Annotated in this window: 26 protein-coding genes and 1 tRNA gene; 13 read left to right on the top strand and 14 right to left on the bottom strand. The window is 63.9% G+C overall.

What is annotated here, in order from left to right:
• Nucleotides 1-36: 36 nt before the first annotated feature.
• Both RBB18_RS10535 and serS read right to left on the bottom strand, forming a co-directional pair.
• On the bottom strand, nt 37-441 hold the full coding sequence (locus RBB18_RS10535) for a hypothetical protein (protein ID WP_103764022.1): 405 nt from the start codon (nt 439-441) through the stop codon (nt 37-39).
• 371 nt (nt 442-812) lie between these two features.
• A complete protein-coding gene (gene serS, locus RBB18_RS10530) occupies nt 813-2,105 on the bottom strand; it encodes a serine--tRNA ligase (RefSeq protein ID WP_306111938.1) in 1,293 nt (430 codons plus the stop codon).
• A 218-nt stretch (nt 2,106-2,323) separates the two neighbouring features.
• Between serS and yajC the strand changes: the two genes are divergently transcribed.
• Genes yajC through RBB18_RS10485 form a run of 9 tightly spaced genes read left to right on the top strand, consistent with a single transcriptional unit; the run spans nt 2,324 to nt 9,127 of the window.
• The gene (gene yajC, locus RBB18_RS10525; protein WP_103764020.1) at nt 2,324-2,602 is read left to right on the top strand and encodes a preprotein translocase subunit YajC; all 279 of its coding nucleotides are present in this window, start codon (nt 2,324-2,326) and stop codon (nt 2,600-2,602) included.
• A gap of 57 nt (nt 2,603-2,659) precedes the next feature.
• The gene (gene secD, locus RBB18_RS10520) at nt 2,660-5,293 is read left to right on the top strand and encodes a protein translocase subunit SecD (protein WP_306111939.1); all 2,634 of its coding nucleotides are present in this window, start codon (nt 2,660-2,662) and stop codon (nt 5,291-5,293) included.
• Nucleotides 5,286-6,038 carry a sulfite exporter TauE/SafE family protein gene (locus RBB18_RS10515; protein ID WP_306111940.1) on the top strand — a complete coding sequence of 251 codons (753 nt, stop codon included), beginning with the start codon at nt 5,286-5,288 and terminating at the stop codon, nt 6,036-6,038. The genes secD and RBB18_RS10515 overlap by 8 nt, the downstream gene beginning before the upstream one ends.
• Nucleotides 6,039-6,048: 10 nt before the next feature.
• The gene (locus RBB18_RS10510; RefSeq protein WP_306111941.1) at nt 6,049-6,402 is read left to right on the top strand and encodes an Mth938-like domain-containing protein; all 354 of its coding nucleotides are present in this window, start codon (nt 6,049-6,051) and stop codon (nt 6,400-6,402) included.
• Between the two features lie 16 nt (nt 6,403-6,418).
• Nucleotides 6,419-7,036 carry a heme ABC exporter ATP-binding protein CcmA gene (gene ccmA / locus RBB18_RS10505; protein ID WP_306111942.1) on the top strand — a complete coding sequence of 206 codons (618 nt, stop codon included), beginning with the start codon at nt 6,419-6,421 and terminating at the stop codon, nt 7,034-7,036.
• On the top strand, nt 7,033-7,689 hold the full coding sequence (gene ccmB / locus RBB18_RS10500) for a heme exporter protein CcmB (protein ID WP_306111943.1): 657 nt from the start codon (nt 7,033-7,035) through the stop codon (nt 7,687-7,689). The genes ccmA and ccmB overlap by 4 nt, the downstream gene beginning before the upstream one ends.
• Nucleotides 7,690-7,705: 16 nt before the next feature.
• Entirely contained in the window at nt 7,706-8,440 is a 735-nt protein-coding gene (locus tag RBB18_RS10495; protein WP_103764014.1) for a heme ABC transporter permease, read from the top strand.
• Complete coding sequence (locus RBB18_RS10490) at nt 8,440-8,595, top strand: heme exporter protein CcmD (protein WP_371931625.1); 156 nt, start codon at nt 8,440-8,442, stop codon at nt 8,593-8,595. The genes RBB18_RS10495 and RBB18_RS10490 overlap by 1 nt, the downstream gene beginning before the upstream one ends.
• Nucleotides 8,588-9,127, top strand: a complete 540-nt coding sequence (locus tag RBB18_RS10485) for a DsbE family thiol:disulfide interchange protein (RefSeq protein WP_306111944.1) — start codon at nt 8,588-8,590, stop codon at nt 9,125-9,127. Before RBB18_RS10490 ends, RBB18_RS10485 begins: the two co-directional genes overlap by 8 nt.
• 6 nt (nt 9,128-9,133) lie before the next feature.
• On the opposite strand, the gene RBB18_RS10480 is transcribed toward RBB18_RS10485, so the two are convergent.
• Nucleotides 9,134-9,268, bottom strand: coding sequence for a hypothetical protein (locus RBB18_RS10480; protein WP_281255073.1), 135 nt, complete (start codon nt 9,266-9,268; stop codon nt 9,134-9,136).
• A gap of 209 nt (nt 9,269-9,477) precedes the next feature.
• Between RBB18_RS10480 and RBB18_RS10475 the strand changes: the two genes are divergently transcribed.
• A complete protein-coding gene (locus tag RBB18_RS10475) occupies nt 9,478-10,560 on the top strand; it encodes an ABC transporter ATP-binding protein (RefSeq protein ID WP_103764098.1) in 1,083 nt (360 codons plus the stop codon).
• 3 nt (nt 10,561-10,563) lie between these two features.
• On the opposite strand, the gene RBB18_RS10470 is transcribed toward RBB18_RS10475, so the two are convergent.
• From RBB18_RS10470 to purB, 3 genes are all read right to left on the bottom strand, one after another.
• On the bottom strand, nt 10,564-11,637 hold the full coding sequence (locus RBB18_RS10470) for a flagellar motor switch protein FliG (RefSeq protein WP_103764011.1): 1,074 nt from the start codon (nt 11,635-11,637) through the stop codon (nt 10,564-10,566).
• A gap of 241 nt (nt 11,638-11,878) precedes the next feature.
• Nucleotides 11,879-12,046 (bottom strand): hypothetical protein, encoded by a 168-nt coding sequence (locus RBB18_RS10465; protein WP_170067234.1) that lies wholly within the window; start codon nt 12,044-12,046, stop codon nt 11,879-11,881.
• 106 nt (nt 12,047-12,152) lie between these two features.
• Nucleotides 12,153-13,460: an adenylosuccinate lyase gene (gene purB, locus RBB18_RS10460; RefSeq protein WP_103764010.1), complete on the bottom strand. Its 1,308-nt coding sequence runs from the start codon at nt 13,458-13,460 to the stop codon at nt 12,153-12,155.
• A 55-nt stretch (nt 13,461-13,515) separates the two neighbouring features.
• Here purB and RBB18_RS10455 point away from each other — a divergent pair, with 55 nt between their 5' ends.
• Nucleotides 13,516-13,971 (top strand): DUF6314 family protein, encoded by a 456-nt coding sequence (locus RBB18_RS10455; RefSeq protein ID WP_274593282.1) that lies wholly within the window; start codon nt 13,516-13,518, stop codon nt 13,969-13,971.
• A gap of 172 nt (nt 13,972-14,143) precedes the next feature.
• Here RBB18_RS10455 and RBB18_RS10450 read toward each other — a convergent pair whose 3' ends face one another.
• From RBB18_RS10450 to RBB18_RS10425, 6 genes are all read right to left on the bottom strand, one after another.
• Nucleotides 14,144-14,860, bottom strand: a complete 717-nt coding sequence (locus tag RBB18_RS10450) for a hypothetical protein (protein ID WP_306111945.1) — start codon at nt 14,858-14,860, stop codon at nt 14,144-14,146.
• Nucleotides 14,861-15,025: 165 nt separating this feature from the next.
• The gene (locus RBB18_RS10445) at nt 15,026-15,460 is read right to left on the bottom strand and encodes a glyoxalase superfamily protein (protein ID WP_306111946.1); all 435 of its coding nucleotides are present in this window, start codon (nt 15,458-15,460) and stop codon (nt 15,026-15,028) included.
• A gap of 187 nt (nt 15,461-15,647) precedes the next feature.
• Entirely contained in the window at nt 15,648-16,463 is an 816-nt protein-coding gene (locus tag RBB18_RS10440; protein ID WP_306111947.1) for a lytic transglycosylase domain-containing protein, read from the bottom strand.
• A 114-nt stretch (nt 16,464-16,577) separates the two neighbouring features.
• Entirely contained in the window at nt 16,578-17,441 is an 864-nt protein-coding gene (locus RBB18_RS10435) for a hypothetical protein (RefSeq protein WP_274593286.1), read from the bottom strand.
• Between the two features lie 216 nt (nt 17,442-17,657).
• Nucleotides 17,658-19,064, bottom strand: a complete 1,407-nt coding sequence (glnA, locus tag RBB18_RS10430) for a type I glutamate--ammonia ligase (RefSeq protein ID WP_274593287.1) — start codon at nt 19,062-19,064, stop codon at nt 17,658-17,660.
• Between the two features lie 36 nt (nt 19,065-19,100).
• Nucleotides 19,101-19,439 (bottom strand): P-II family nitrogen regulator, encoded by a 339-nt coding sequence (locus RBB18_RS10425; protein WP_103764005.1) that lies wholly within the window; start codon nt 19,437-19,439, stop codon nt 19,101-19,103.
• 168 nt (nt 19,440-19,607) lie between these two features.
• Between RBB18_RS10425 and RBB18_RS10420 the strand changes: the two genes are divergently transcribed.
• Nucleotides 19,608-21,161 carry an NAD(P)H-hydrate dehydratase gene (locus RBB18_RS10420; protein ID WP_306111948.1) on the top strand — a complete coding sequence of 518 codons (1,554 nt, stop codon included), beginning with the start codon at nt 19,608-19,610 and terminating at the stop codon, nt 21,159-21,161.
• 26 nt (nt 21,162-21,187) lie between these two features.
• Here the strand turns inward: RBB18_RS10420 and RBB18_RS10415 are convergent, their stop codons facing one another.
• Nucleotides 21,188-21,685, bottom strand: a complete 498-nt coding sequence (locus RBB18_RS10415) for a Hint domain-containing protein (RefSeq protein WP_103764003.1) — start codon at nt 21,683-21,685, stop codon at nt 21,188-21,190.
• Nucleotides 21,686-21,848: 163 nt separating this feature from the next.
• Between RBB18_RS10415 and RBB18_RS10410 the strand changes: the two genes are divergently transcribed.
• Nucleotides 21,849-21,933, top strand: a tRNA-Leu gene (locus RBB18_RS10410).
• Between the two features lie 116 nt (nt 21,934-22,049).
• Here the strand turns inward: RBB18_RS10410 and guaD are convergent.
• On the bottom strand, nt 22,050-23,336 hold the full coding sequence (gene guaD, locus RBB18_RS10405) for a guanine deaminase (RefSeq protein ID WP_306111949.1): 1,287 nt from the start codon (nt 23,334-23,336) through the stop codon (nt 22,050-22,052).
• Between the last annotated feature and the right edge of the window lie 66 nt (nt 23,337-23,402).

The raw sequence follows: 23,402 nt of genomic DNA, 5'->3' as shown, positions 1-23,402 counted from the left end.
AGAATGACCAGTGGGCGCGGCGCGGAAAATGCCGCGTCAGAGGATGAGTTGGCGGCAGGTGGAGAGGCGGCGATGCATGTCGCGGGTGGCGCGGTCGGCATGGGTGGCGTCGGCGCTGCGCTGTTGCAGGCGCATGAGCTGGGCCATTTCGGACCAGCCCGAGGCCTGCCAGCTGCGGGCGCGGCGCGGGTCGATGCCAGCCTCGGCGGCATGGGGCAAGGTGGCTTCCAAAAGGGATTCGAAGCTGGTCTGCATCGCGCGGGTGGCGTCGCTTTCGGGGTTGTGGGTCGCGCTTTGACGCGTGGCCATGGCGGAGTAGCGCCCGGCGCAGGTGGCGAAGGCCTCTGCCTGCTCTGCAAGGCTGAGGGCGCTCAAAGGGGCGGCCAGCGTGCTCGTTATCAGAAAAGCCGCCGCCGCCAGGGTGTGCTTTTCATTTTTCATGTAACGAATTTATGACGCGCGTATATTCCGCGTCAATACAGCGTATATACAAAAAGTGTTTCATGGCGGTAAGGATGCCGCGCAATGATTAAGGATTGGTCAATGCCGGGGGCGCGGGTAGCCAAAGAGGTCACGGGTCAAGCCCGGGACGGCGGTATTGTATCGCATCGCGCGGAATCAAGGCGCGGCAGGGCCGCGCCGCCGCGCGATCGCCAGACCGCCCCCCGGGCTGGCGATTGGGGGAGGTTAGCACTTCGATTCGAGGTCTTGCGGATGTTGCTGAAATAAAGTGCACAGTAGGCCCGTGGGTCGCCATCCCGCGGTCTGGCAATCGCGCGACAGAGCCGCACCTTGGTTCCGCGCGAAGTGTCCTATCCCAGCGAGCCGTCCGCCAGAAGCCGGGTTTTGCCGCGCAGATAGGGGTGCAGCGCCTCGGGCAGGTCGACCGAGCCGTCGGCCTGCTGGCCGTTTTCCAGCACCGCGATGAGGCAGCGACCGACGGCGAGGCCCGAACCGTTGAGCGTGTGCACGAATTGCGGCTTGCCGCCATCGGCGGGCTTGAAGCGGCCATTCATGCGTCTTGCCTGGAAATCGCCGCAGACGGAGACCGAGCTGATCTCGCGATAGGTGTTCTGACCGGGCAGCCAGACCTCGATGTCATGGGTCTTGCGCGCGCCGAAGCCCATGTCGCCGGTGCAAAGGACGATGGTGCGGTAGGGCAGGCCGAGACGTTCGAGGATGCCTTCGGCGCAGCCGGTCATGCGGTCGTGCTCTTCGAGGGATTTGTCGGGATGGGTGACCGAGACCATCTCGACCTTCTCGAACTGGTGCTGGCGCAGCATGCCGGCGGTGTCCTTGCCCGCGCTGCCCGCCTCGGAGCGGAAGCACTGGGTATGGGCAACATAGCGGCGGGGGAGGTAATCCTGGTCTACCACGAGGCCATTGACGATATTGGTCAGCGTCACCTCGGCGGTGGGCACCAGCCACCAGCCATTGGTGGTCTCGTAGCTGTCCTCGCCGAACTTGGGCAGTTGTCCGGTGCCGTACATCATCTCGGGGCGGACCAGCACGGGGGTCCAGGTCTCGGACAGGCCGTTTTCCTCGACGTGGGTGTCGATCATGAACTGCGCCAGTGCCCGGTGGATCCGCGCGACAGCGCCCGACAGCACCACGAAACGGGAGCCGGAGAGTTTCGCGGCCGTCTCGAAATCCATGCCTGGTTTGACGCCGGCGAGGTCGAAGTGCTCGACCGGGGTGAAATCGAATTCGCGGGGGGTGCCCCAGTGTTTCAGCTCGACATTGTCGTCTTCGTCCTCGCCCTCGGGCACGTCGTCGAGCGCGAGGTTGGGCAGGGTCATCAGCAGGTCGGTCAGCTTCTGGTCGAGTGCCTTGGCCTCGGATTGCATGGCGGCGACCTCGGCCTTCTTCTCGGACACGAGTGCGCGCAGGCGCTCGAACTCGGCCTCGTCGCCCTTGGCCTTGGCGGCACCCACCTCCTTGGAGGCCTTGTTCTGATCGGCCTGCGCGGTCTCGGCGGCCTGGATCTTGGCGCGGCGCTCTTCGTCCAGCGCGAGGATCTCGGACGACGCGCTCGACACCCCGCGACGGGCCATGGCGGCGTCGAACTGGGTGGGGTTTTCGCGGATGGCGCGGATGTCGTGCATCGTCTTGGTCCTCGGGTCAGGTTGAGTCGTGGGGTGGGTTGTAGCAAGTAACCTGCGACGGATGACAGCCGATTTATGCCTTATCGGGGCGTTTGACGCGCCCCTGCGACATTGCCGCAGGCGGTCCGGTTCGCGCCTTGCAAAACGCCAAAGCCGGACTTAGGTTCGCGCAAACGCGGCCCCGGGGGCTGCAAAGCCCGAAAAGGAAACAGATTCGCATGGAAGCCATTGGCCAGTTCATCCCGCTCATCCTGATCTTCGTGATCATGTGGTTCCTGCTCATTCGTCCGCAGCAAAAGAAGCTGAAAGAGCACCAGGCGATGGTCGCGGCGCTGCGCAAGGGTGACCAGATCGTCACGCAGGGCGGCATCGTGGGCAAGGTGACCCGCGTCAAGGAAGGCGAGGAGATCGAGGTGGAAATCGCCGAGGGTGTTAAAGTGCGCGTCGTGCGCAACACCGTGGCGCAGGTTCTGTCGAAGACCGAGCCCGCCGCCTGATATCCGGGGCGCGATGCCCTTCCGATAAAATCAATAGAGACATAAAAGGCACTTCGAATGCTTCAGATCGACCTTTGGAAACGCGTGGTGATTTGGGGCTGTGTGGCCTTGGGCCTGCTGTTGGCGATGCCCAACGGGTTCTACACCCGCGTCGAGACCCATAACGACGCCACCATGGCGCTGGAAATGGGTGGAGAGGCCGAAGGGTTGCAGGAACAGGCCGAGATGTGGCCCGATTGGCTGCCCTCGGGGCTGGTGAACCTTGGTCTCGACCTGCGGGGCGGGGCGCACCTGCTGGCAGAGGTGCAGGTCGAGGATGTCTATGACGCGCGGATCGAGGCGATGTGGCCGGAGATCCGCGACCTGTTGCGGGAAGAGCGTGACCGGGTCGGGCCGATCCGGTTGCAGGACACCGACGCGCCGGAGCTGCGCGTGCGGCTGGTCGAGAATGCCAGCGAGGCTGAATATGCGGCGAGCCTTGTGCGCGGGCTGGCGCGGCCGGTGGCCAGTGTCGCGGGAGCGGGACAGAACGATATCGCGGTGACTGTGGATGGCGACGAGGTCGTGGTCACGCTGAGCGAGGCCGAACGGCAGGCCAGCGACGAGCAGACCGTGCGTACCGCGCGCGAGATCATCGAGCGCCGGATCAACGAAATGGGCACGCGCGAGCCCACGATCCAGCGGCAGGGTGCCGACCGCATCCTGATCCAGGTGCCGGGCGTGGGCAGTGCCGCGGAGCTGAAGGACATCATCGGCACTACGGCGCAGCTGACCTTTCAGCCCGTGGTGAGTCGCACGACGAACGGCAACGAGACTCCGGGTGGCGGCAACGAGATCCTGCCATCGGTGGATGAAGAGGGTGTGTTCTACATCCTGGAGCGCGCGCCAGTGGTGACGGGCGAGCAACTGGTGGATGCGCAGCCCGATTTCGACCAGAACGGGCGGCCCGCGGTGTCGTTCCGGTTCAACCCGACGGGGGCGCGGCAGTTCGGGGATTACACGGCCGAGAACGTGGGGAATCCCTTTGCCATCGTGCTGGACAACGAGGTGATCAGCGCGCCGGTGATCCAGGCGCATATCCCCGGTGGCACGGGAATCATCACAGGGCAGTTCACTGTCGAGGACAGCACGAATCTTGCCGTATTGCTGCGGGCGGGCGCGCTGCCGGCCGAGCTTGAATTCCTCGAAGAGCGCACCATCGGGCCGGAACTGGGTGCGGACAGCATCGCGGCGGGGCAGATCGCCTGTATCGTGGCCTTCGTGCTGGTGCTGGCCTTCATGTGGGCGAGTTACGGCGTGTTCGGTCTGTTTGCCAATATCGCCCTCATCATTAACGTCGGTCTGATATTCGGACTGCTGAGCATGATCGGGGCGACGCTGACATTGCCGGGGATCGCGGGGATCGTGCTGACGATCGGTATGGCGGTGGACGCCAATGTGCTGGTCTTCGAGCGCATCCGCGAAGAGATGAAGACGGCCAAGGGCGCGTCGCGAGCGATCCAGTTGGGCTACGAGAAGGCGCTGAGCGCCATTACGGACGCCAACATCACCACCTTCATCACGGCGCTGATCCTTTATGCCATGGGTTCGGGCCCGGTGCGGGGCTTTGCCATCACACTGGGGCTGGGGATCATCACGTCGGTCTTCACGGCGATATTCGTCACCCGCCTGATCGTGGTGATGTGGTTCGAGCGCAAGCGGCCGAAGGCGGTCTTGCAAGGGCGGTCGCTGAAGCTGGTGCCGTCGGTTACGAACCTTGATTTCTTCAAGCGCTGGAAGCTGTCGCTGGGCTTGTCGGGCTTCCTGATCGTGATCGCGCTGGGGTCGTTCCTGTTGCAGGGGCTGAATTACGGCATCGACTTCCGCGGCGGCACGACGATCCGGACGGAAAGCGCGCAGACGGTGGACGTGGGGCAGTACCGTGACGCCATCACGCCGCTGGAGTTGGGCGACGTGAGCATCACCGAAGTCTTTGACCCGACCTTCGGCCCGGACGAGAACGTGACCATGATCCGCATCCAGGCGCAGGATGGGCAGGAAAGCGTGTCGCAGGATACCATCGCGGAGGTCGAGGCGGCGTTGCAGGAAGTGGTGCCCGACCTGACCTTTACCTCGGTCGAGAGCGTGGGGCCGAAAGTGTCGGGCGAGTTGATCCAGACCGCCGTGATCGCGGTGCTCTTGGCGATCGGAGCGGTGCTTGTCTACATCTGGCTGAGGTTCGAGTGGCAGTTCGCACTGGGCGCGGTCATCGCCTTGGTGCATGACGTGGTGCTGACCATCGGCATATTCTCGGAAGTGCAGATCCAGTTCGACCTTGCGATCATCGCGGCGCTTCTGACCATCGTGGGCTATTCGCTGAACGATACCGTGGTCGTCTTTGACCGGGTGCGCGAGAACCTGCGGAAATACAAGAAGAAGCCGCTGAAAGAAGTACTGAACATTTCGATCAACGAGACGCTGAGCCGGACGATGATGACCTCTGTCACCACGCTTCTGGCGCTGCTGGCGCTTTTCGTGCTGGGCGGCGACGTCATTCGCGGATTCGTTTTCGCGATGATCTGGGGCGTGATCGTGGGCACCTACAGCTCGGTCTTCGTGGCCAGCACGGTTCTGCTGTGGCTGGGGGTCAAGCGCGACTGGACCAAGCCTGACGCCAATGCCGGGACGCAATTCGCGAACATAGATGCCTGATATCCTGAGCGGGGTGCTGGCCACCCCGGGTCTGGTCTGGCTGTGTTTCGCCATCGGGGTCGCGGGCCTCGTGCGCGGGTTCACCGGGTTCGGCACGGCGCTGATCGTGGTGCCGGTGGCCAATATTTTCCTGTCGCCCAAGGAAGTGATCGTGGTGATCATGCTGACGGGTATCGCCAGCAACGCGGCGATCCTGCGTGGCGCCTGGCGGCAGGGGGAGCCGAAAGAGGTCGGTGTCCTGGTGCTGGCGGCCCTGGTGACGGTGCCGATGGGCCTGATGCTGCTGGACCTTCTGGACAACTACACGGTGCGCTGGATCATCACAGGCGTTGCGGCGGGCATGCTGGCGGCGCTGATCGCCGGGTGGCGTTACACACAGACCATCACCCGGCCGGGGCTCTTGGCCATCGGGGCGGCGGCGGGGATCGTCGGCGGCCTGACCGGCCTGACAGGCCCGGTTGTGATCCTGTTCTACCTGTCCGGGCAGGCGGCGGTGCAGTCGGTGCGGGGCAACACCATCCTGTTCCTGGCCGCCCTCGACGTGGTACTGATCGCCAACCTGCTGTGGCAGGGGGCGGTGACGGCGGAGCTTGCCATGCTGGCCGTCGTGATGTCGGTGCCCTACCTGATCACCACGCTGATCGGGCAAGCCCTGTTTGACCCCACGCTCGAGCGGCTGTATCGCTGGGCCGCCTACGGGGTGATCGCGCTGGCGGTCGTTTCGGGCTTGCCGCTGTGGGACTGAGGAGGACGCGATGCGCCTGAACGAGGTAACATTTTCCGATGTGAAACCGATCGACGGCTATGGGCCGGGCTTTTTCCGCGTCGGCGGAGAGGCGATCGAGGGCGCGGTCTGCGTGGGGCCGGACGGGGTAAAGGCCTGGGGCGGGTACGAGGACAGCGCGTCGCTGATGGACCTGATGGACAAGATTGACGTGCTGTTTATCGGCACGGGCGCCGAGACCGCGCATGTGCCGGGCGATTTCCGCACCGCGCTGGAGGAGGCGGGCATCGGGGTGGAGGCGATGAATTCGCCGGCGGCGGCGCGGACCTATAATGTGCTGATCTCGGAAGGGCGGCGCGTGGCCGCGGCCCTGTTGCCGGTCTGAGAGCGGTGGGCCGGCGATGCGCCTGACGGTCCGGGACCTTTGCGTGGCACGCGGCGGCGTGCGGGTGCTGGACGGTCTGAGTTTCGCCGTCGCGGCGGGCGAGGCGCTGGTGCTGCGCGGGCCGAACGGGGCGGGCAAGACGACCCTTTTGCGCACGCTGGCGGGGTTGCAGCCGCCGGTCTCGGGCACAGTGGACTATCCCGCCGACAGCGTGGTTTACGCGGGACACGCGGACGGGATCAAGCCCGCGCTGAGCGTGGTCGAGAACCTGAGCTTCTGGGCGCAGGTCTTTGGCGGCAAAGAGATTTCTCACGCCTTGGCAGCTTATGAACTGGAGGGTTTGGCGGATCGGCCGGCAGGGTTTCTGTCTGCCGGGCAGAAGCGGCGGCTGGGGCTGGCGCGGCTGTTGGTGACGGGCCGCGCGATCTGGATCCTGGACGAGCCGACCGTGTCGCTGGACGCCCGTGCGGTTGCGATGTTCGCCGCCGTGGTGCGGGCGCATCTGGCCGAAGGTGGGATCGCGGTGCTGGCCACGCATATCGACCTTGGCCTTGACGAAGCGACCGTGCTGGACGTGGCGCCCTTTCGCGCGGTGCGGCAGGAACTGGATGATTTCGACGAGGCCTTCCTGTGAAGGCGCTTCTGCTGCGGGACATACGGCTGGCCGTGCGGGCCGGGGGTGGGTTCGGCCTGGGGCTGGCGTTCTTCCTGATCGTCGTGGTGCTGGTTCCGTTCGGCGTGGGGCCGCAATCGGAACTGTTGTCGCGGATCGCGGCGGGGATCCTGTGGATCGGCGCGCTGCTGGCCTGCCTTGTGTCGCTCGACCGGATCTTCGCGCTGGACTGGGAAGACGGCAGCCTTGATTTGCTGGCCACGGCCCCGCTGCCGATGGAGGCGGTGGCCGCCATCAAGGGGCTGGCGCACTGGGTCACGACGGGATTGTCGCTGGTGCTGGCCGCCCCTGTGCTGGGCGTGCTGTTGAGCCTGCCGGCGCAGGGCTATGGGCCATTGGTGCTGTCGCTGCTCCTGGGCACGCCTGGCTTAAGCATGATCGGGGCGTTCGGGGCGGCGCTGACAGTGGGGCTGCGCCGGGGCGGGCTGCTGCTGAGCCTGCTTGTGCTGCCACTTTACGTGCCAACATTGATCTTTGGCGCCGAGATGGCGCGGCGGGGCGTGGACGGGCAGGACTACACGACGCCGATGCTGATGCTGGCGGGGATCACCTGCGGCACCATCGCGCTTTTGCCTTTCGCGTCGGCTGCGGTATTGAGGGTCAACCTGCGTTAACGGAGGAGTCACACGCGTGGCATCATTGTGGGAATACGCCAACCCGAAGAAGTTCATCGACACGACGGACAAGGTTCTGCCGTGGGTGTCGGTGCTGGCCGTGCTTTGCCTGGCGACCGGGCTCATCTGGGGCTTTTTCTTCACGCCGGACGATTTCCGGCAAGGCTCGACCGTCAAGATCATATATCTGCACGTGCCGAGCGCGCTGATGGCGATCAACGCGTGGATCATGATGCTGCTGGCGTCCTTGATATGGGTGGTGCGGCGACACCACGTCAGCGCGCTGGCGGCCCGCGCGGCCGCACCCGTGGGCGTGGTGATGACGGTGATAGCGCTGGCGACCGGGGCGATCTGGGGCCAGCCGATGTGGGGGACATGGTGGGCGTGGGATCCGCGGCTGACGTCGTTCCTGATCCTGTTCCTGTTCTACCTCGGCTACATCGCGCTATGGGAAGCCATCGAGAATGACGACACGGCGGCCGATCTCACTTCGATCCTGTGCATCGTGGGATCGGTCTTTGCCCTGCTGAGCCGATATGCGGTGCTGTTCTGGAACCAGGGGCTGCACCAGGGGGCGTCGCTGAGCCTCGACAAGGAGGAGAACGTGGCGGACGTGTTCTATTTCCCGCTGTTGGTGTGTATCGCGGGATTCGTGTTCCTGTTCATCGCGCTGGTCTTCCTGCGCACGCAAACCGAGATCCGGGCGCGGCGCATGCGGGCGCTCCTGGCACGTGACAGGATGGAGGCGTGATGCCGGAGCTTGGAAAATACGCCGAGGCGGTGCTGTCGTCCTATGCGGTGTCGCTGGTGCTGTTGATCGCGCTGGCCCTGTTCAGCTGGCGGCGGTCGGTGCGCGTGAAGAACGCGCTGAAAGATATTGAAGGAAAGCGGAAATCGGATGCCTAAGACCTCGTTCCTCATGGTGCTGCCGCCGGTGATCTTCGCCGCACTGGCCGCGGTGTTCTATATCGGGATGCAGCGCGAGGACCCCGATGCGTTGCCGTCGGCCATCGAGGGCAAACCGGCGCCCGCCGTGGCGCTGACTCCGCTGGAGGGCAAGACGCCGTTCACCGACGCGGAGTTGCGCAGTGGCGGCGTGAAGCTGGTGAACTACTGGGCCAGCTGGTGCGCACCGTGCCGGGTGGAGCATCCGCACCTGGAGGCGCTGGCCGAGGAAGGCGTCACCATCTACGGCGTGAATTACAAGGATCAGCCGGGCAATGCGCTGGGTTTCCTGGAGGAACTGGGTGATCCCTATACGGCCATCGGGGCCGATCCGAACGGGCGCATGGCGCTGGACTGGGGGCTTTACGGCGTACCGGAGACCTATGTCATCGACGGCGAAGGGCGGGTCGTGCTGCGATTTCCGGGGCCGATCACCGAGCGCGTATTGGAAGGCCAGATCCGCCCCGCGATCGAGAAAGCGCGGGGCGGCTGAGACCTGTTATTTCTTGCAGGTTTCGACCTGGGCGGCCTCGCCCAGCGGGCATGCGGGGGGTGTGTCGGGGCTTGCCAGGGCGCCGGTGATGGCCAGAAGGGCGATCAGGGCGACCTGTATGGAGATCAGGTATTTTCGCATCGGTAGGTTCCGTCGTTTTTTTGGTTTTGCTGCTCGTTCGTACGATTCAGATAGGCACAACCGTCGCATCGCGATAGTCGGAAAATTCTGACCTCGGCGCACATTTGCGTGTTTCCCATGCGAGCGGCGGCATCTTGCGCGGGGCGGGCGGGATTGCTATCTGCGACGGCAAGCCCGACATATTCGATCGGAAAAGCGAAGAGGCTGACGTGCAGGACACCACCCCGCGCCTTGAGACACGCAATCTCGTGCGCCGTTACGACGGGCGCATCGTGGTGGATGACGTGTCGCTGTCGGTGCTGCCCGGGCAGGTGACGTGCCTTCTGGGGCCGTCGGGCTGTGGCAAGTCGACGACGCTGCGGATGATCGCGGGCGTCGAGATGCAGGACGCGGGCGAGATCTGGGTCGATGGCAAGCTGGTCTGCGATACGGTGTTTCGCGTGCCGCCCGAACGGCGGCATATCGGCCTTATGTTCCAGGATTTCGCCCTGTTCCCGCATCTGCGCGTGGGCGAAAACGTGGCCTTCGGGCTGGGTGGAACGGCCGATGAGAAGGCCGCACGCGTTGGCGAATTGCTGGAACGCGTGGGGCTGGAGGGCTATGACCGCAACTTTCCGCACGAGTTGTCGGGGGGCGAGCAGCAGCGGGTGGCGCTGGCCCGCGCCTTGGCTCCCCGGCCTTCGATCATGCTGATGGACGAGCCGTTTTCGGGGCTCGACAACCGGCTGCGCGACGGTATCCGGGACGAGACGCTGGAGATCCTGCGCGAGCAGGACACCGCGGTGCTGCTGGTCACGCACGAGCCCGAGGAGGCGATGCGCATGGCCGACACGATCGCGCTGATGCGCGACGGGCGGATCGTGCAGCAGGGCGCGCCGTATAACATCTACAACGCGCCCGCCGACCGCGCGGCGGTGTCCTTCTTCAGCGACGTGAACGTGGTGAAGGGAGAGGTGCATGGCGCGCTGGCGCAGACGCCTTTCGGCCAGTTCCTGGCGCCGGGGGTGCCGGACGGGCAGGCGGTGGAGATCGTGGTGCGCCCGCAGCACGTGAAGCTGGATTTCGACCGCGCGGGCAAGGGCCCGGCGCCGACGATCAGCGACGGCACGGCGGTGCGCGGCGAAGTGCGTCGGGCGCGATTCATGGGGGGCGAAAGCCTGGTCGAGTTCGAAATGGCGTTTGGCGGGCCACGCTTCAAGGTGACGGTGCCGGCGGTGTTCCTGCCCAGGAACGGCACGCCGATGTGGCTGACCATCCGGCGCGACAAGTGCTTCATCTTTCCGGTAAGCTGAGCCTCAGGCGTTTTCCTCTTCATCGTCGTCCGGCACGATAAGCTGCAATTCGCCGCTGGCCTCCAGCGTGCGGATGACATTGATCACGTCGGTCATGGCAGCCTCGCCGTCCTTGGGTTTGAACTTGCCCAATGCCTCGACTTCCTCTCGCAGGGCGTCGGACATGCGTTTCGACATGTTTTCCAATATGAAATCGGCGGATTCCTTGGTGTCTTCGCTGGTTTGGGCATGGGCCAGCGCCTGCACCAGAGCGGCCTGTTCGACATCGCGGGTGATCTTGGGCACATCGATGGGATTGAGGCGTTCGGAAATGTTGACGAAGGTGAAGATGGCCTTGCGGACTTTGGCCGCAAAGCCTTGGTCGCTTTCGTCGAGGCCCATGAGAACGTCGTCGCGGGTGGCGGCGGGGGAATAGTTGAGGATGGCGCCGACACGTTCGACCGGGCCATCGGCAAAGGCCGTTTCGGGCACGCTGTGCAGTTGTGCGGCAAGCGACAGGCCAATCCGGTCGACGGCATCGGGGGTGACCGCGCCGGTCTGGGACATGGCGACGGCGATGCGTCGCGCGGCGTCGCCCGGCATTTTTCCCAAGAGTTCGGCGGCGCGGGTCACGTCGAGCTTGGACAGCAGGACAGCCGCGACCTCGGTGCTTTCGGATTGCAGGATATCGAGCAGGTCGTCGGTTTGGGCGGTATGCACCTGTTCCCACGGTTCGCCGAACTGGCGCACGCCGGCCTCCTTGCGCAGGCGCGAGGCGGTTTGCGGGCTGATGCGCCCGTCGAGCGCGGTGAGCGCGCCGGCGACGCCGCGCGGGAAGGTCAGGCCCATCGCCTCGACCTCGGAGGCGAATTCGGCCACGACATCGGCCAGGGTCGCGCGGTCGACATAGCGCATCGTACCCATTTGCTGGGTCAGGCGGCGCTGCAATTCGTCGGGCAGGTCCTGCAAGGGAACATCCGCGCCTTCGTTGATGAGAAAACGGACGATGATCGCGGCCTTCTGCCGGCGAGTCAGCTGGGCCGCCGCGTTTGCGGACGGCCCTGAAAGCGCCAGTTGCCCAAAATTGCTGCTGCTCATTCCAGTCCCCGGATGACGTTCCGGCAAACTAGGGCGGGAGTGGTGAAGAAACCGCTAAAGGTAAGATTAAAGCGTTTCGCGATAAACCTGACTCACCGCTTACCCGCGAAACGCAGCAAAACATACAATCGTTGCACGCGTTTCGCCTTTCGCTGATGGCTCAGGTAAAAGACGAAACGCTTTGAAAACGGCGCTGCCCGGACCCGGGAGCGCCGCTTCTTTTCGGGATATGGCCCGCCGGTCAGCTCATGGTCTGTTCGACGCAGGTGCCGGTATTCTTGTCCCACACCATGCCTTCGGCGCAGGAAGCGGCCTGTTGCGATTTGCCGGGGCACATCGCGGCGGCCGAAACGGTGGTGCCCAGAACGAGGGCGAACGACGTCAGAATGGTCTTGGTCTTGGACTTCATGGATTGAACTCCTTTGCACTAAGACCCCGATGGTAACACGAAATTGGTCTCTGACCAGTGTTTCAGCCCGAACTTGCGCGGCTCGTGGCCCGATCTGCCCGGAAATTCAGCTTTCCCCGAAGACGCGGGTGAAGATCGTGTCGACATGCTTGGTGTGGTAATCCATGTCGAATTTCTCTTCGATCTGATCCGTGCCGAGGGCGGCGACGACATCGGCATCGGCCAGCAATTCCTCTTTGAAATCCGTGCGCTGTTCCCAGACTTTGAGCGCGTTGCGCTGGACCATGGCGTAGGCGTCCTCGCGGCTGACGCCCGCTTGCGTCAGGGCCAGAAGGACGCGTTGGGACATCACGAGGCCCGGGAACTTGTTCATGTTTTCCAGCATGTTCTCGGGGAAGATTATCATCTTGTCGACCACGCCGGTCAGGCGGGCGAGGGCGAAATCGAGCGTCACGGTGGCGTCGGGGCCGATCATCCGCTCGACCGAGCTGTGCGAGATGTCGCGTTCGTGCCAGAGGGCCACGTTTTCCATCGCCGGGATCACCGACATGCGCACGAGGCGCGCGAGGCCGGTGAGGTTCTCGGTCAGGACCGGGTTTTTCTTGTGCGGCATGGCACTGGAGCCCTTCTGGCCCATCGAGAAGAACTCGGCGCCTTCCAGAACCTCGGTGCGCTGCATGTGGCGGATTTCGATCGCGACGTTCTCGATGGACGAGGCAATAACGCCAAGCGTTGCGAAGAAGGCGGCGTGGCGGTCGCGGGGGATGACTTGCGTGCTGATGGGCTCGGGTTCGAGGCCCAGTTGCTTGCAGACATGTTCTTCGACGCGGGGGTCGATATTGGCGAAGGTGCCGACGGCGCCGGAAATGGCGCCGGTGGCGACCTCGGCGCGGGCGGTGCGCAGGCGGGTAAGGTTGCGGTCCATCTCGGCATAGAAGCGCGCGAAGGTGAGGCCCATGGTGGTGGGTTCGGCGTGGATGCCGTGGGAGCGACCAACGCGCAGGGTCATCTTGTGCTCGAACGCGCGGCGCTTGAGGGCGGCGAGAAGGTCTTCCATGTCTGCGATCAGCAGGTCGGCGGCGCGGACGAGCTGCACGTTGAGGCAGGTATCCAGCACGTCCGAGGAGGTCATGCCCTGGTGGACGAAACGCGCTTCCTCGGAGCCCACATGCTCGGCCAGGTGGGTGAGGAAGGCGATGACATCATGCTTGGTCACGGCCTCGATCTCGTCGATCCGGGCGACGTCGAATTCGACATCCTTGGCTTTCCAGACGGCCTCGGCATTTTCGCGCGGGATCACGCCAAGGTCGGCCATCGCGTCGCAGGCATGGGCCTCGATCTCGTACCAGATGCGGAATTTGGTGGCGGGTTCCCAGATGGCGACCATGTCGGGGCGGGAATAGCGAGGGATCATGCGAACGGACCTTTGGATTGAATGGCTGTCGGGCGCGGTTTAGACGGAGGAACGGGTGGCGGCAAGACGGGCGTGGCGATTGGTACCGGAACTGGCAGAATTCGAGGGAACGTGGCGGCTGGAGCGCGACGTGGTGCACGAGGGCGCGCCGCCCGCGCGGTTCGAGGGTGAGGCGCGGCTTAATCCCGGGCAGGGCGGGTTGGTCTATCGCGAGGCGGGCGTGCTGACCGTGGCCGGGCAGGCGCCGATGCGGGCCGAACGGGCGTATCTGTGGCGGGCCGGAAAGAGCGGCGGGATCGATGTGATGTTCGAGGATGGCCGGTTCTTTCACAGCATTACCGAGGACGGCGAGGCGCAGCACTGGTGCGATCCGGATATGTATGATGTGCAGTACGATTTTGCGGGCTGGCCTCAGTGGCGCGCAACCTGGGCCGTGTCGGGGCCGCGCAAGGCCTACCGAATGGTCAGCCGTTATGCCCCCTCGGTGGGAGAGGTGAACAGCCCGCCTTAATTCGGTCAAATTGTTTCGCTATAAGAGACAATAGCAAAAGGAAAGCCGGGCGGGTGCGATCCCTGACCCAGGTGCAGAAACAGAAAAGCCGGACAAAAACAGGCTTCATACAGGCAGGGCGGCACCCAGGGGTGTCGCCCGTTTCACCTTTGCAAGGACCTTGTGGAGACGATCAACGATCACCCGTGATGTCGCGCAGCATCGAATACGTGAAGAGAAATGCACCGAGCGGGGCAGTGTACAACATGATCGACAGCGCCATCGTGTGCACTGTCAGGCGCAGCGGCTTCGTAGGCACGGCGCGTTTTTCAAGCCAGCTTGGCACGGCCGTGACGGTATCGGGCACCTCTTCGGACAGGATCACGTCGAAATACTCTTCGGTAGTTAAGACAGTGGTGGTCCGGCGTTGGCGTGCGGCGGGCTGTGCGTCGAGATTGGCCGGAGCGGAGGGGCCGGACGCGGGGGGCGACTGGCGCAAAAGATCGTAGAGCGACAGGATCAGGTCGTGGTCAACCATTTCGGGCGTTTCGCCGCGCATGATCGTGTCATAGGGCATGTCGTCCTTGATGCGATAGATCAATCGGTCGGCAAGATGCGCGAAGGAGACATCCAGAAGGTCGTCGCCGTTCGGTTCGTCGGGACTGCGCCCGATGGCAAGCACGAGATGCGTGTAACGATCCTCGTGGCTGGGAGGCAAAAGAGCGACGGCGATTCGCACGCCGATCCGGTCTATCATCGCGATGGAGTCGCTGACCCAGTGAATCCGGCGCGGCTGGGCGTCGGAGTTTTGCAGCATCTCGTCGATCGCGTGAACGATATCGCCGGCCTGCGCCACTGGCGCGCGGCGATAGCCGAAAGTCGCGATGGAGGTCTGTAGGGAGTCGTACATACTCTGCCTTCGAAGGGTCTAGGAAATTCCAGACCTATGCTGCAACTGGGACGGGCGTTGGAAAAGATTGTGGCAAGTTCAAGAAGGCGCTCCCGGATAGCGGACCGAGCGCCTTGATTTGAGGGGGCGTGCCGCGCTTTTTGAAGGTGCGGCACGCCAGAGGTGTCAGGTCAGGTCAAGGGCAACGTGCGGCTGTCCGTCAGAGGTTTTCTCGACCGTGCGCCCGGTGGCGCCGACCGTGCAGGTCACCCGTTTCCGCAGCGCGCTGAAGCGGGTCGAGGCAACCACGTCGACGGGCGTGTCGAAGTCGATGCCCAGTTCCACGTGGTTCGGTCCGCGACGGCGAGCCGAGCGGATGGTGCCGGTGAACGCATGGCCGAGATAGTGCCCAGACACCCGTTGACCCAGCGCCCAGACGCGGGGAGCCGGAGCCGCGATGGCGTCGGACAGGGTGTTCCAGTCACGGTAGCCCCATTGATGAGCCACATGTTCGAGCGCCGTGGAGTGGCTGATGGGCGTTCCGGCGTGGCTGAGGGTCTGGCGAAGATTGCGCGCGTGACCTTTCAGCACGTCGCGCGGGGGAAGCGTGGTCTGTGTCATTGCAGTGATCCCATAAGGGGCAGATAGATCGGCAGGGCCCGCGTTGCTGCCCGGCCTGTGCCCCGGGGCGATGCAATGTCACTGTCAGGGCTTCACCATGGCCGAGCGGCTTGCGGGCGGCGGGGGCCTGACGCCCCGTAAGCCCGGCAGATAGGCAGCCGGCGGTTCTGCGTCAAGCCCCGCGCCGTCAGCCGTCGATCTTGGCGCCCATGATGGCGATGGCCTGTTGATAGACTGTGGCTGCGTTCCATTGCTTGATGACGCGGAAATTGGGCTGGCCCTGCTGGTAACCTGCGCCCGGCTGCCACCCCTTGCGGCGCAGGAAATTCGCCGTCGACACAAGAGCATCGGCCTGGTTGTAGAAATCCACGCGGCCGTCGCCGTTGCCGTCAACGCCGTAGGTCAGCGCGTTGCCCGGCAGGAACTGGGTATGGCCGAGTTCGCCATGCTTGGCGCCGCGCGTGTTGATGGTGATCGAGCCGCGATCCACCAGTTTCAGCGCGCCGATGGCGTGCGGACGGAAGAAGTCCGAGCGACGGCAGTCATAGGTCAGGGTCACGATGGCCGAGACGACCGAGCTGTCGCCCATGAAGCCGCCAAAGCCGGTTTCCATGCCGTGAATGGCGATGATGACCCCGGCGGGCACGCCGTAGTTCTGTTCGATCCAGTTGTAGAAGCCAGGGTTCTGCGCCTTGCGCTTGCGGCCCTGGGCGATGATCGTGTTGGCGCCGCGCACCTGCATGAACTTGTCGAGCGAGTAACGAAAGCTCTTCTGGTTGCGGTCGGCGGCGATGGTGCTGGAGGCGTAGCGGGTCTGGGCCAGTGCCTGAAGACCACGTTGACCGACACCGGAAGCCTGGGCCTGCTGGGCGAAGCCGGCCTTCCATTGTTCGAATCCGTTGGCGTTATTGCCACATTGCGCGAGCGCGACCGTTCCGGTTGTGGCGGAGGCGGCAAGGGCAAGGGCGAGCGTGAAAATGCGGGATTTCAGTTTCGGGTACATTGGCAACTCCAGGTCAGACCGTCCAAGCTTAGCCGAGGGGGAACGGGGAACAAAGTCAATTCTCGGCGCCAGAGAAGACGCCGACCCGATGACCGCCGGAGTGCCGGGCGGAGCTCAAAGCAACACGCTCTGGACGACCTCCACAGCGGTGGCGGTGGCGCCGTTGGCCTGCAACGAGACGAAGAGCCCCGAAAGGGCCGCCGCCTGTGAGACGAGGCGCAGGTTTTCACCTTTGATCAGGTTGATGATCACCAGCGCCAGCCCGACCGGCAGCGCGATGCAGGCCACCGCCAAGGACAAAAGCCAGGCCGCCAGGCGCAGGCGATCGGTCTCCTCGGCAATGTTCTCGATGGCTGGAGCGAGCGTGTCCGGCGTGTCTTCGATGATGCCTTCGGACACGCCGAAGAACGCCTTCGAGGGCAGGATCGGCAAAACCGGAGGCGGCGTGTTTTCCAACCGCTCGTCCAGCTTGGTGTGCAGCTCGTCGATCTCGGTCAGGGCGGCGCGGGCGCGCACGGTCTGGTCCGGCAACCTGTCGGTTTCGGGCGTTTCATGCTCGGCAGGCTTGCGCGCCATCATGACGTCTTCAGCTGACAGGATCGCCTTTGGCTCGACCCATTGCAGGTGCTCTGGACGTAGCTGATCGCTGAGGGCAATTGCCACGCGGGCCAGCACGGCATCCATCGCGGTGGCGGGTTCGCCCGCCGCTTGGTCCCGTCGGGAGACGTCGATCTGCAGCAGGGTGCCGACCTTCAGCTCCAGACCCGGCAGCACGACATTGTCGCTGAGTGTCAGGCCGATCCGGTAATGTTCGGTCTCTACCCCGGCGTCCAGGTCGGACAGGAAGCCGAGCGACCGGCCGTCCTCGCAGAGACCGGTCAAGGCCTCGGCGGTGCGCGTGACCGCATCCAGAAGGTCGATTGTTTTTTCTTCCATGAAGATCAGACCTGCCGTGACGCGTTTATCGGTATGAGCCATTTTTCAAGTCCTGGTTGTTCGCGATCGAATTTAGATCATCCAAAAAGTTAGTGAACACAGTGCGTTTCAAATATGAAAACAATTGGGCACTGTTCGCGGACGAGCGGGAATCCGCCATTTTCCAGCAACTGCCTCGCGTGTTTTTTGAAGGACAGGATGAAAAAAACGGGCGCCTTCCGGAAAAGGCGCCCGCGTCGTTTCAGATTGGCTGAGAGATCAGCAGCTGTAGTACAGGCCGAACTCCACCGGGTGCGGCGTGTGTTCGTAAGTTTCGATCTCTTCCATCTTGAGCTCGATATAGCCTTCGATCTGGTCCTTGGTGAACACGTCACCGGCCAGAAGGTACTCGTGATCGGCCTGAAGCTCCTGCATGGCTTCGCGCAGGCTGCCGCAGACGGTCGGGATGCCTTCGAGCTCTTCGGCCGGCAGGTCGTAGAGGTTCTTGTCCATCGCCTCGCCCGGGTCGATCTTGTTCTTGATGCCGTCGAGACCGGCCATCAGAAGCGCAGCAAAGCACAGGTAGGGGTTTGCCGACGGATCGGGGAAGCGGGCCTCGACGCGCTTGGCTTTCGGCGACTCGGTCCACGGGATCCGGACGCAGCCCGAGCGGTTGCGGGCCGAGTAGGCGCGCAGCACGGGAGCTTCAAAGCCCGGGATCAGGCGCTTGTAGCTGTTGGTCGACGGGTTGGTGAAGGCGTTGAGCGACTTGGCGTGCTTCAGGATGCCGCCGATGTACCACAGGGCCTCGTCCGAAAGGTCGGCATACTTGTCACCGGCGAAAAGCGGCTTGCCGTCTTTCCAGATCGACATGTTGACGTGCATGCCCGTGCCGTTGTCGCCCGCGATGGGCTTGGGCATGAACGTGGCCGACTTGCCGTAGGCGGCGGCGACGTTGTGGATGACGTACTTGTACTTCTGCAGCTCGTCCGCCTGCTTGGTCACGGTGCCGAAGATCAGGCCAAGCTCGTGCTGGCACGAGGCCACCTCGTGGTGGTGCTTGTCGACCTTCATGCCCAGGCGCTTCATGGTCGAGAGCATCTCGGAGCGGATGTCCTGGGATTCGTCCGTGGGGTTGACCGGGAAATACCCGCCCTTGACGCCCGGACGGTGGCCCATGTTGCCCATCTCGTACTCGGTGTCGGTATTCCAGGACGCGTCGATCGCGTCGACCTCGTAGGAGACCTTGTTGATCGAGTTGGAGAAGCGTACGTCGTCGAAGAGGAAGAATTCCGCTTCGGGGCCCATGAAAGCGCTGTCGCCGATGCCGCTGGACTTCAGGTAGGCCTCGGCCTTTTCGGCGGTGCCGCGCGGGTCACGCTCGTAGGCTTCGCCGGTGTCCGGCTCGACGATCGAGCAGTGCACGCAGATGGTTTTCTCGGCATAGAAGGGGTCGATGTAGCCGCTGGTGGTGTCGGGCATCAGTTTCATGTCCGAGGCTTCGATCGATTTCCAGCCGGCGATCGACGAGCCGTCGAACATGAAGCCTTCCTCCAGGAAGTCCTCGTCGACCTCGTCGGCGATGACCGTCACGTGCTGCAGCTTGCCGCGCGGGTCGGTGAAACGGATGTCGACATACTCGACTTCCTCGTCCTTGATCGTCTTGAGCAGATCTTTTGCGCTCATGTCCATTGATCCCTTCGTTGTGGTTCCAGGTGTAGTTTACAGCGCGTCCGAACCGGACTCGCCGGTGCGGATGCGGATGGCTTGTTCGACGGGGCTGACGAAGATCTTGCCGTCACCGATCTTGTCGGTCTTGGCGGCATCGACGATGGCCTCGATGGCGGCGTCGACCTGATCGTCGTCCAGCACGACGTCGATTTTCACTTTGGGCAGGAAATCGACGACATATTCCGCACCGCGATAGAGCTCGGTGTGGCCCTTCTGGCGGCCGAAGCCCTTGACTTCGATCACCGAGAGGCCTTGTACACCCACCTCTTGAAGCGCTTCTTTCACTTCATCGAGCTTGAAAGGCTTGATGATCGCCTCGATTTTTTTCATGGGTCGACTCCTCCGACTGACTTGCGGACTTTGCAGATCATTTCTGTTAACGCGGCACAATCGGATAGGAGGCTCGGGCGGAGTTGTGGCAGGGCGAACCCTTTGAGTGATTAAAATTTAGGCGTGTTGACTTATTTTTGCGCGGAATTGAATCGAAAAGGAGCGGGAATGACCGAATTGCTTACCGCGGCCCAGATGCGCGCCATCGAAGAAGCCGCGATTGCGTCGGGCGAGGCGACCGGGCTGGACCTGATGGAACGCGCCGGGCGCGGCGTGGTCGCAGCAGTATTCGAAGAGTGGCCAGAGTTGGCCGCGGCACCGCACCGGGCGGTGGTACTGTGCGGGCCGGGGAACAATGGCGGCGATGGGTTCGTCGTGGCGCGGTTGTTGAAGGAGTGGGGCTGGGACGTGGAGGTGATTCTCTATGGAGACCCCGCCAAGCTGCCTCCGGACGCACGTGTGAATTACCAGCGGTGGTCGGCGATGGGGAAGGTTGGCGACATGAGCCGCGACATTGAGCATCGGGAAAAATCCGACCTTTTCGTGGATGCCGTGTTCGGAACAGGACTCTCCCGGCCCGTGGAAGGGGGACTTGCGCAAGTTTTGGTGGCGTTCGATGGATTTCGAGAGTCGAGACATGTTCGCACCGTGGCTGTGGACATACCCTCAGGGCTTTGCGCCGACAGCGGTCGCGCAATGGGTACCTTTGCGACCGCAGATCTGACGGTAAGTTTCCATGAGGCCAAGCTGGGGCATTATCTGTCACGCGGGGCGCAACAGGCGGGCAAGGTGGTGGTCAAGAGCATCGGGCTCTCCCAAGATGCCGCGCCGGACGGGGTTGTGCGGTTGGTGGACCGGGTGCCCGGTGGGCGACTGCGCAAGGCGGCGACGTCGCACAAATATGGCCACGGACATGCGCTGGTTCTGTCAGGAGGCGCGGGGCGCACCGGGGCCGCACGGCTGGCGGCGCGCGGGGCGCTGAGGATCGGGGCGGGGCTGGTAACACTGGGCGTACCGCCGAATGCGCAACAGGAGGTGGCGTGTCACGTGACGTCGATCATGCTGCGTCGGGCCGAGGGTGGCGACGGGCTGGCAGCGGTGCTGGAGGACGGGCGGTTGAATGCGGTCTGCCTGGGGCCGGGGCTGGGCGTCGAGCGGGCGCGCGAGTTGGTGCCGGCGGCGCTTGCGGGGGGTGGGTTGGAAACCCACCCTACACGGTCGGTGGTGCTGGATGCGGATGCGCTGACGGCGTTTGCAGAGCAGCCGGAAACGCTGTTCGGCATGTTGCATGAGCAAAGTGTTCTGACCCCGCATGCCGGAGAGTTCGCGCGGCTGTTCCCGGATATTGCCGAGAAGCTGAACGCGGCGCCCACCAGTGGCCCGGCCTATTCCAAGGTGGATGCGACGCGCGCGGCGGCGAACAGGGCAGGATGTGTCGTGTTGTTCAAGGGGCCGGATACGGTGATCGCCGATCCCGATGGTCGCTGTTCGATCACCTCTGCCCAGTATGAACGGTCTGCACCCTGGCTGGCGACGGCGGGGGCAGGGGACGTGCTGGCCGGGTTCATTGCCGGGCTGTTGGCGCGAGGCTTTGCGCCGATGCAGGCCGCGGAGACAGGGGCATGGTTACATGTGGAATGCGCCCGCTCTTTCGGTCCGGGCCTGATCGCCGAGGATCTGCCGGAAGAGTTGCCGAAGGTGTTGCGCGTATTGAGTGTGTGAGGTCCCGGGTCAGGCCCGGGACAGGGTCACGCGGCTTTGGACAGCGCTTCGATATCGGTGGTGCTGGCCACTTCGAGCCCGTCGACATAGACGATGTGGGGCGTGTCGAAATCGAGAGTATAGAGTGTCAGGTCCGCCTCGCCCTCGTCGGTGATGAATTCGCCGTCGACAAGCTGCGAGATCTGTACCACGGCGCGCTTCGAGCCGAACATCGCCTCTGCCCGCCAATCGCGGATCAGCAGGGATTGGCCTGCGGGAAGCAGGACGTCGCGCACGGGGCGGGTGTGACCGAGCGATCCAGCCTGAACTCGGATCGCCCGGGTGCGCAGGGTTTGAACCGGGATGTCCTTCAGGATGGCCATGCCGGTGTCGCGCGTGATCACGCGGTCCCCGGGGCGGAGATCTTCCACCGTTTTCTCGCCGTCCAATGTCATGATAACTGCACCGGCGGCAAAGCCGCTGGCCTGCGCTTTGGCCCCGGACGGATTTATCCCGCCTGTGCCCCCGACCGTTTTCGGTTCCATGGGCTATCTCGCTCTGTTTTCTGCCTCAGATTTTTTATCACCATACGTCAAGATTTCGTTAATGTCGCGCGTTTTGTTCAAGGGCTGGGCATATTTGGTGGATGTGTTGCGGGGGAAATTGTCCTCGCATCCATCCGAAGGCTTTGCTAAGACGCGGCTCGATGCGGGTGTGGCGGAATTGGTAGACGCACCAGATTTAGGTTCTGGCGCCGCAAGGCGTGGGGGTTCAAGTCCCTTCACCCGCACCATGTTCCCTTATGCGGAAGCGCGGAGCGCTGAAACCGGGGTAGTTCAGCGCCAGGCATTTTCCTTTACCGACTGGCCTCAGAGTGGCGGGGTTCGAATGGTGGGGGGTAACCCCACCCTACGATTGCGGCTCTCCCATCACCCAGACCTGCGCGATTGCACGGTCGTCGCCCATCATGATCGTGGGGAAGACAGCTTGCCAGATGTCGTTCGCCGTGTTCGCGCGTTGGGTGATTGCCGGCGTCGAGGCGAGGTCGATGGCGATGAGGTCAGCCTCCATCCCCGGGGCGATGGTGCCGATGCAGTCGGACACGTGCAGGGCGTCGGCGCTGCCTGCCGTCGCCAGCCACCAGAGCTGGGCAGGATGCAGGGCGGTGCCGGTGAGTTGGCCGATCTCGTAGGCCGCCGCCATGGTGCGCAGCATCGAGAAGGACGAGTCGCCGCCGGTGTCGGTGGCAAGGCCGATGCGGTGGCCGTCATTGAAGCGCGCGGCGATATCGAAAAGGCCGGAGCCGATGAAAGTGTTGGAGGTGGGGCAGTGGATGAGCGCCGCGCCGACCTCGGACAGGCGGGCGCGTTCCAAGGGGGTGAGGTGGATGGCGTGGCCGTAGAGTCCGCGCGCGCCGAGGAGGCCGTTCATCTCGTAGGTGTCGAGATAATCGCGCGCCGTGGGAAAGAGGGATTTGACCCAGTCGATTTCCTCGATCTGCTCGGAAAGATGCGTTTGCATCAGGCAGGTGGGGTGTTCGGACCAGAGCGCACCGAGGGCGGAGAGCTGATCTGGCGTCGAGGTGGGCGAGAAGCGCGGGCTGATGGCGTAGGTCAGCCGGTCGGTGCCGTGCCACCGGGCAATGAGTGCGGCGCTGTCGTCATAGGCGGATCGGGCTGTGTCCAGCGACGCGGCGGGGGCGTTGCGATCCATGCAGGTTTTGCCGGCGACAGCGCGGAGGTTGCGGATATGCGCGGCCTGAAAGAAGGCGTCGGCGCTGTGGGCGTGGGAGGTGCAGAACGTGGCGACGGTGGTGGTGCCATTGGCCAGCGTCAGGTCGAGGTAGCGGTTTGCTGTCTCGCGTGCATAGGCTGGATCGGAAAGGCGCATTTCCTCGGGGAAGGTGTAGGTTTCCAGCCAATCGCGCAGGCGTTTGCCCCAGCTGGCGATGATGGCGGTCTGGGGATAATGCGCGTGGGCGTCGATGAAGCCGGGCGAGATGAGGTGGTCGTCGTAGCGCTCGATACGGGCGTCCGGAGCGGCGGCGCGCAGGTCTGCCAAAGGCCCTGTACGGGAGATGAGGCCGTTTTCGATCAGGACAGCCTCGTCGAGGCAGGCGGCGCCGGCGGGATCGCCTTCGAACGGTGAGCGGGTGAAGCAGAGGACTTGCCCGGTCAGGATGCGCTGGGTGGTCATGCGGGATGGTTTCCTCGGGGCTGGTCGTGAGAAGGATAGAAGTCGTGAACGGCGGCGTAAATGCTG

The sequence above is a fragment of the Roseovarius sp. MMSF_3298 genome, from assembly GCF_030733705.1.
In the GTDB taxonomy this organism is placed as follows: Bacteria; Pseudomonadota; Alphaproteobacteria; order Rhodobacterales; family Rhodobacteraceae; genus Roseovarius; species Roseovarius confluentis.
The sequence above is the reverse complement of the archived record's forward strand: the minus strand, read 5'-3'. Positions and strand labels throughout refer to the sequence as shown.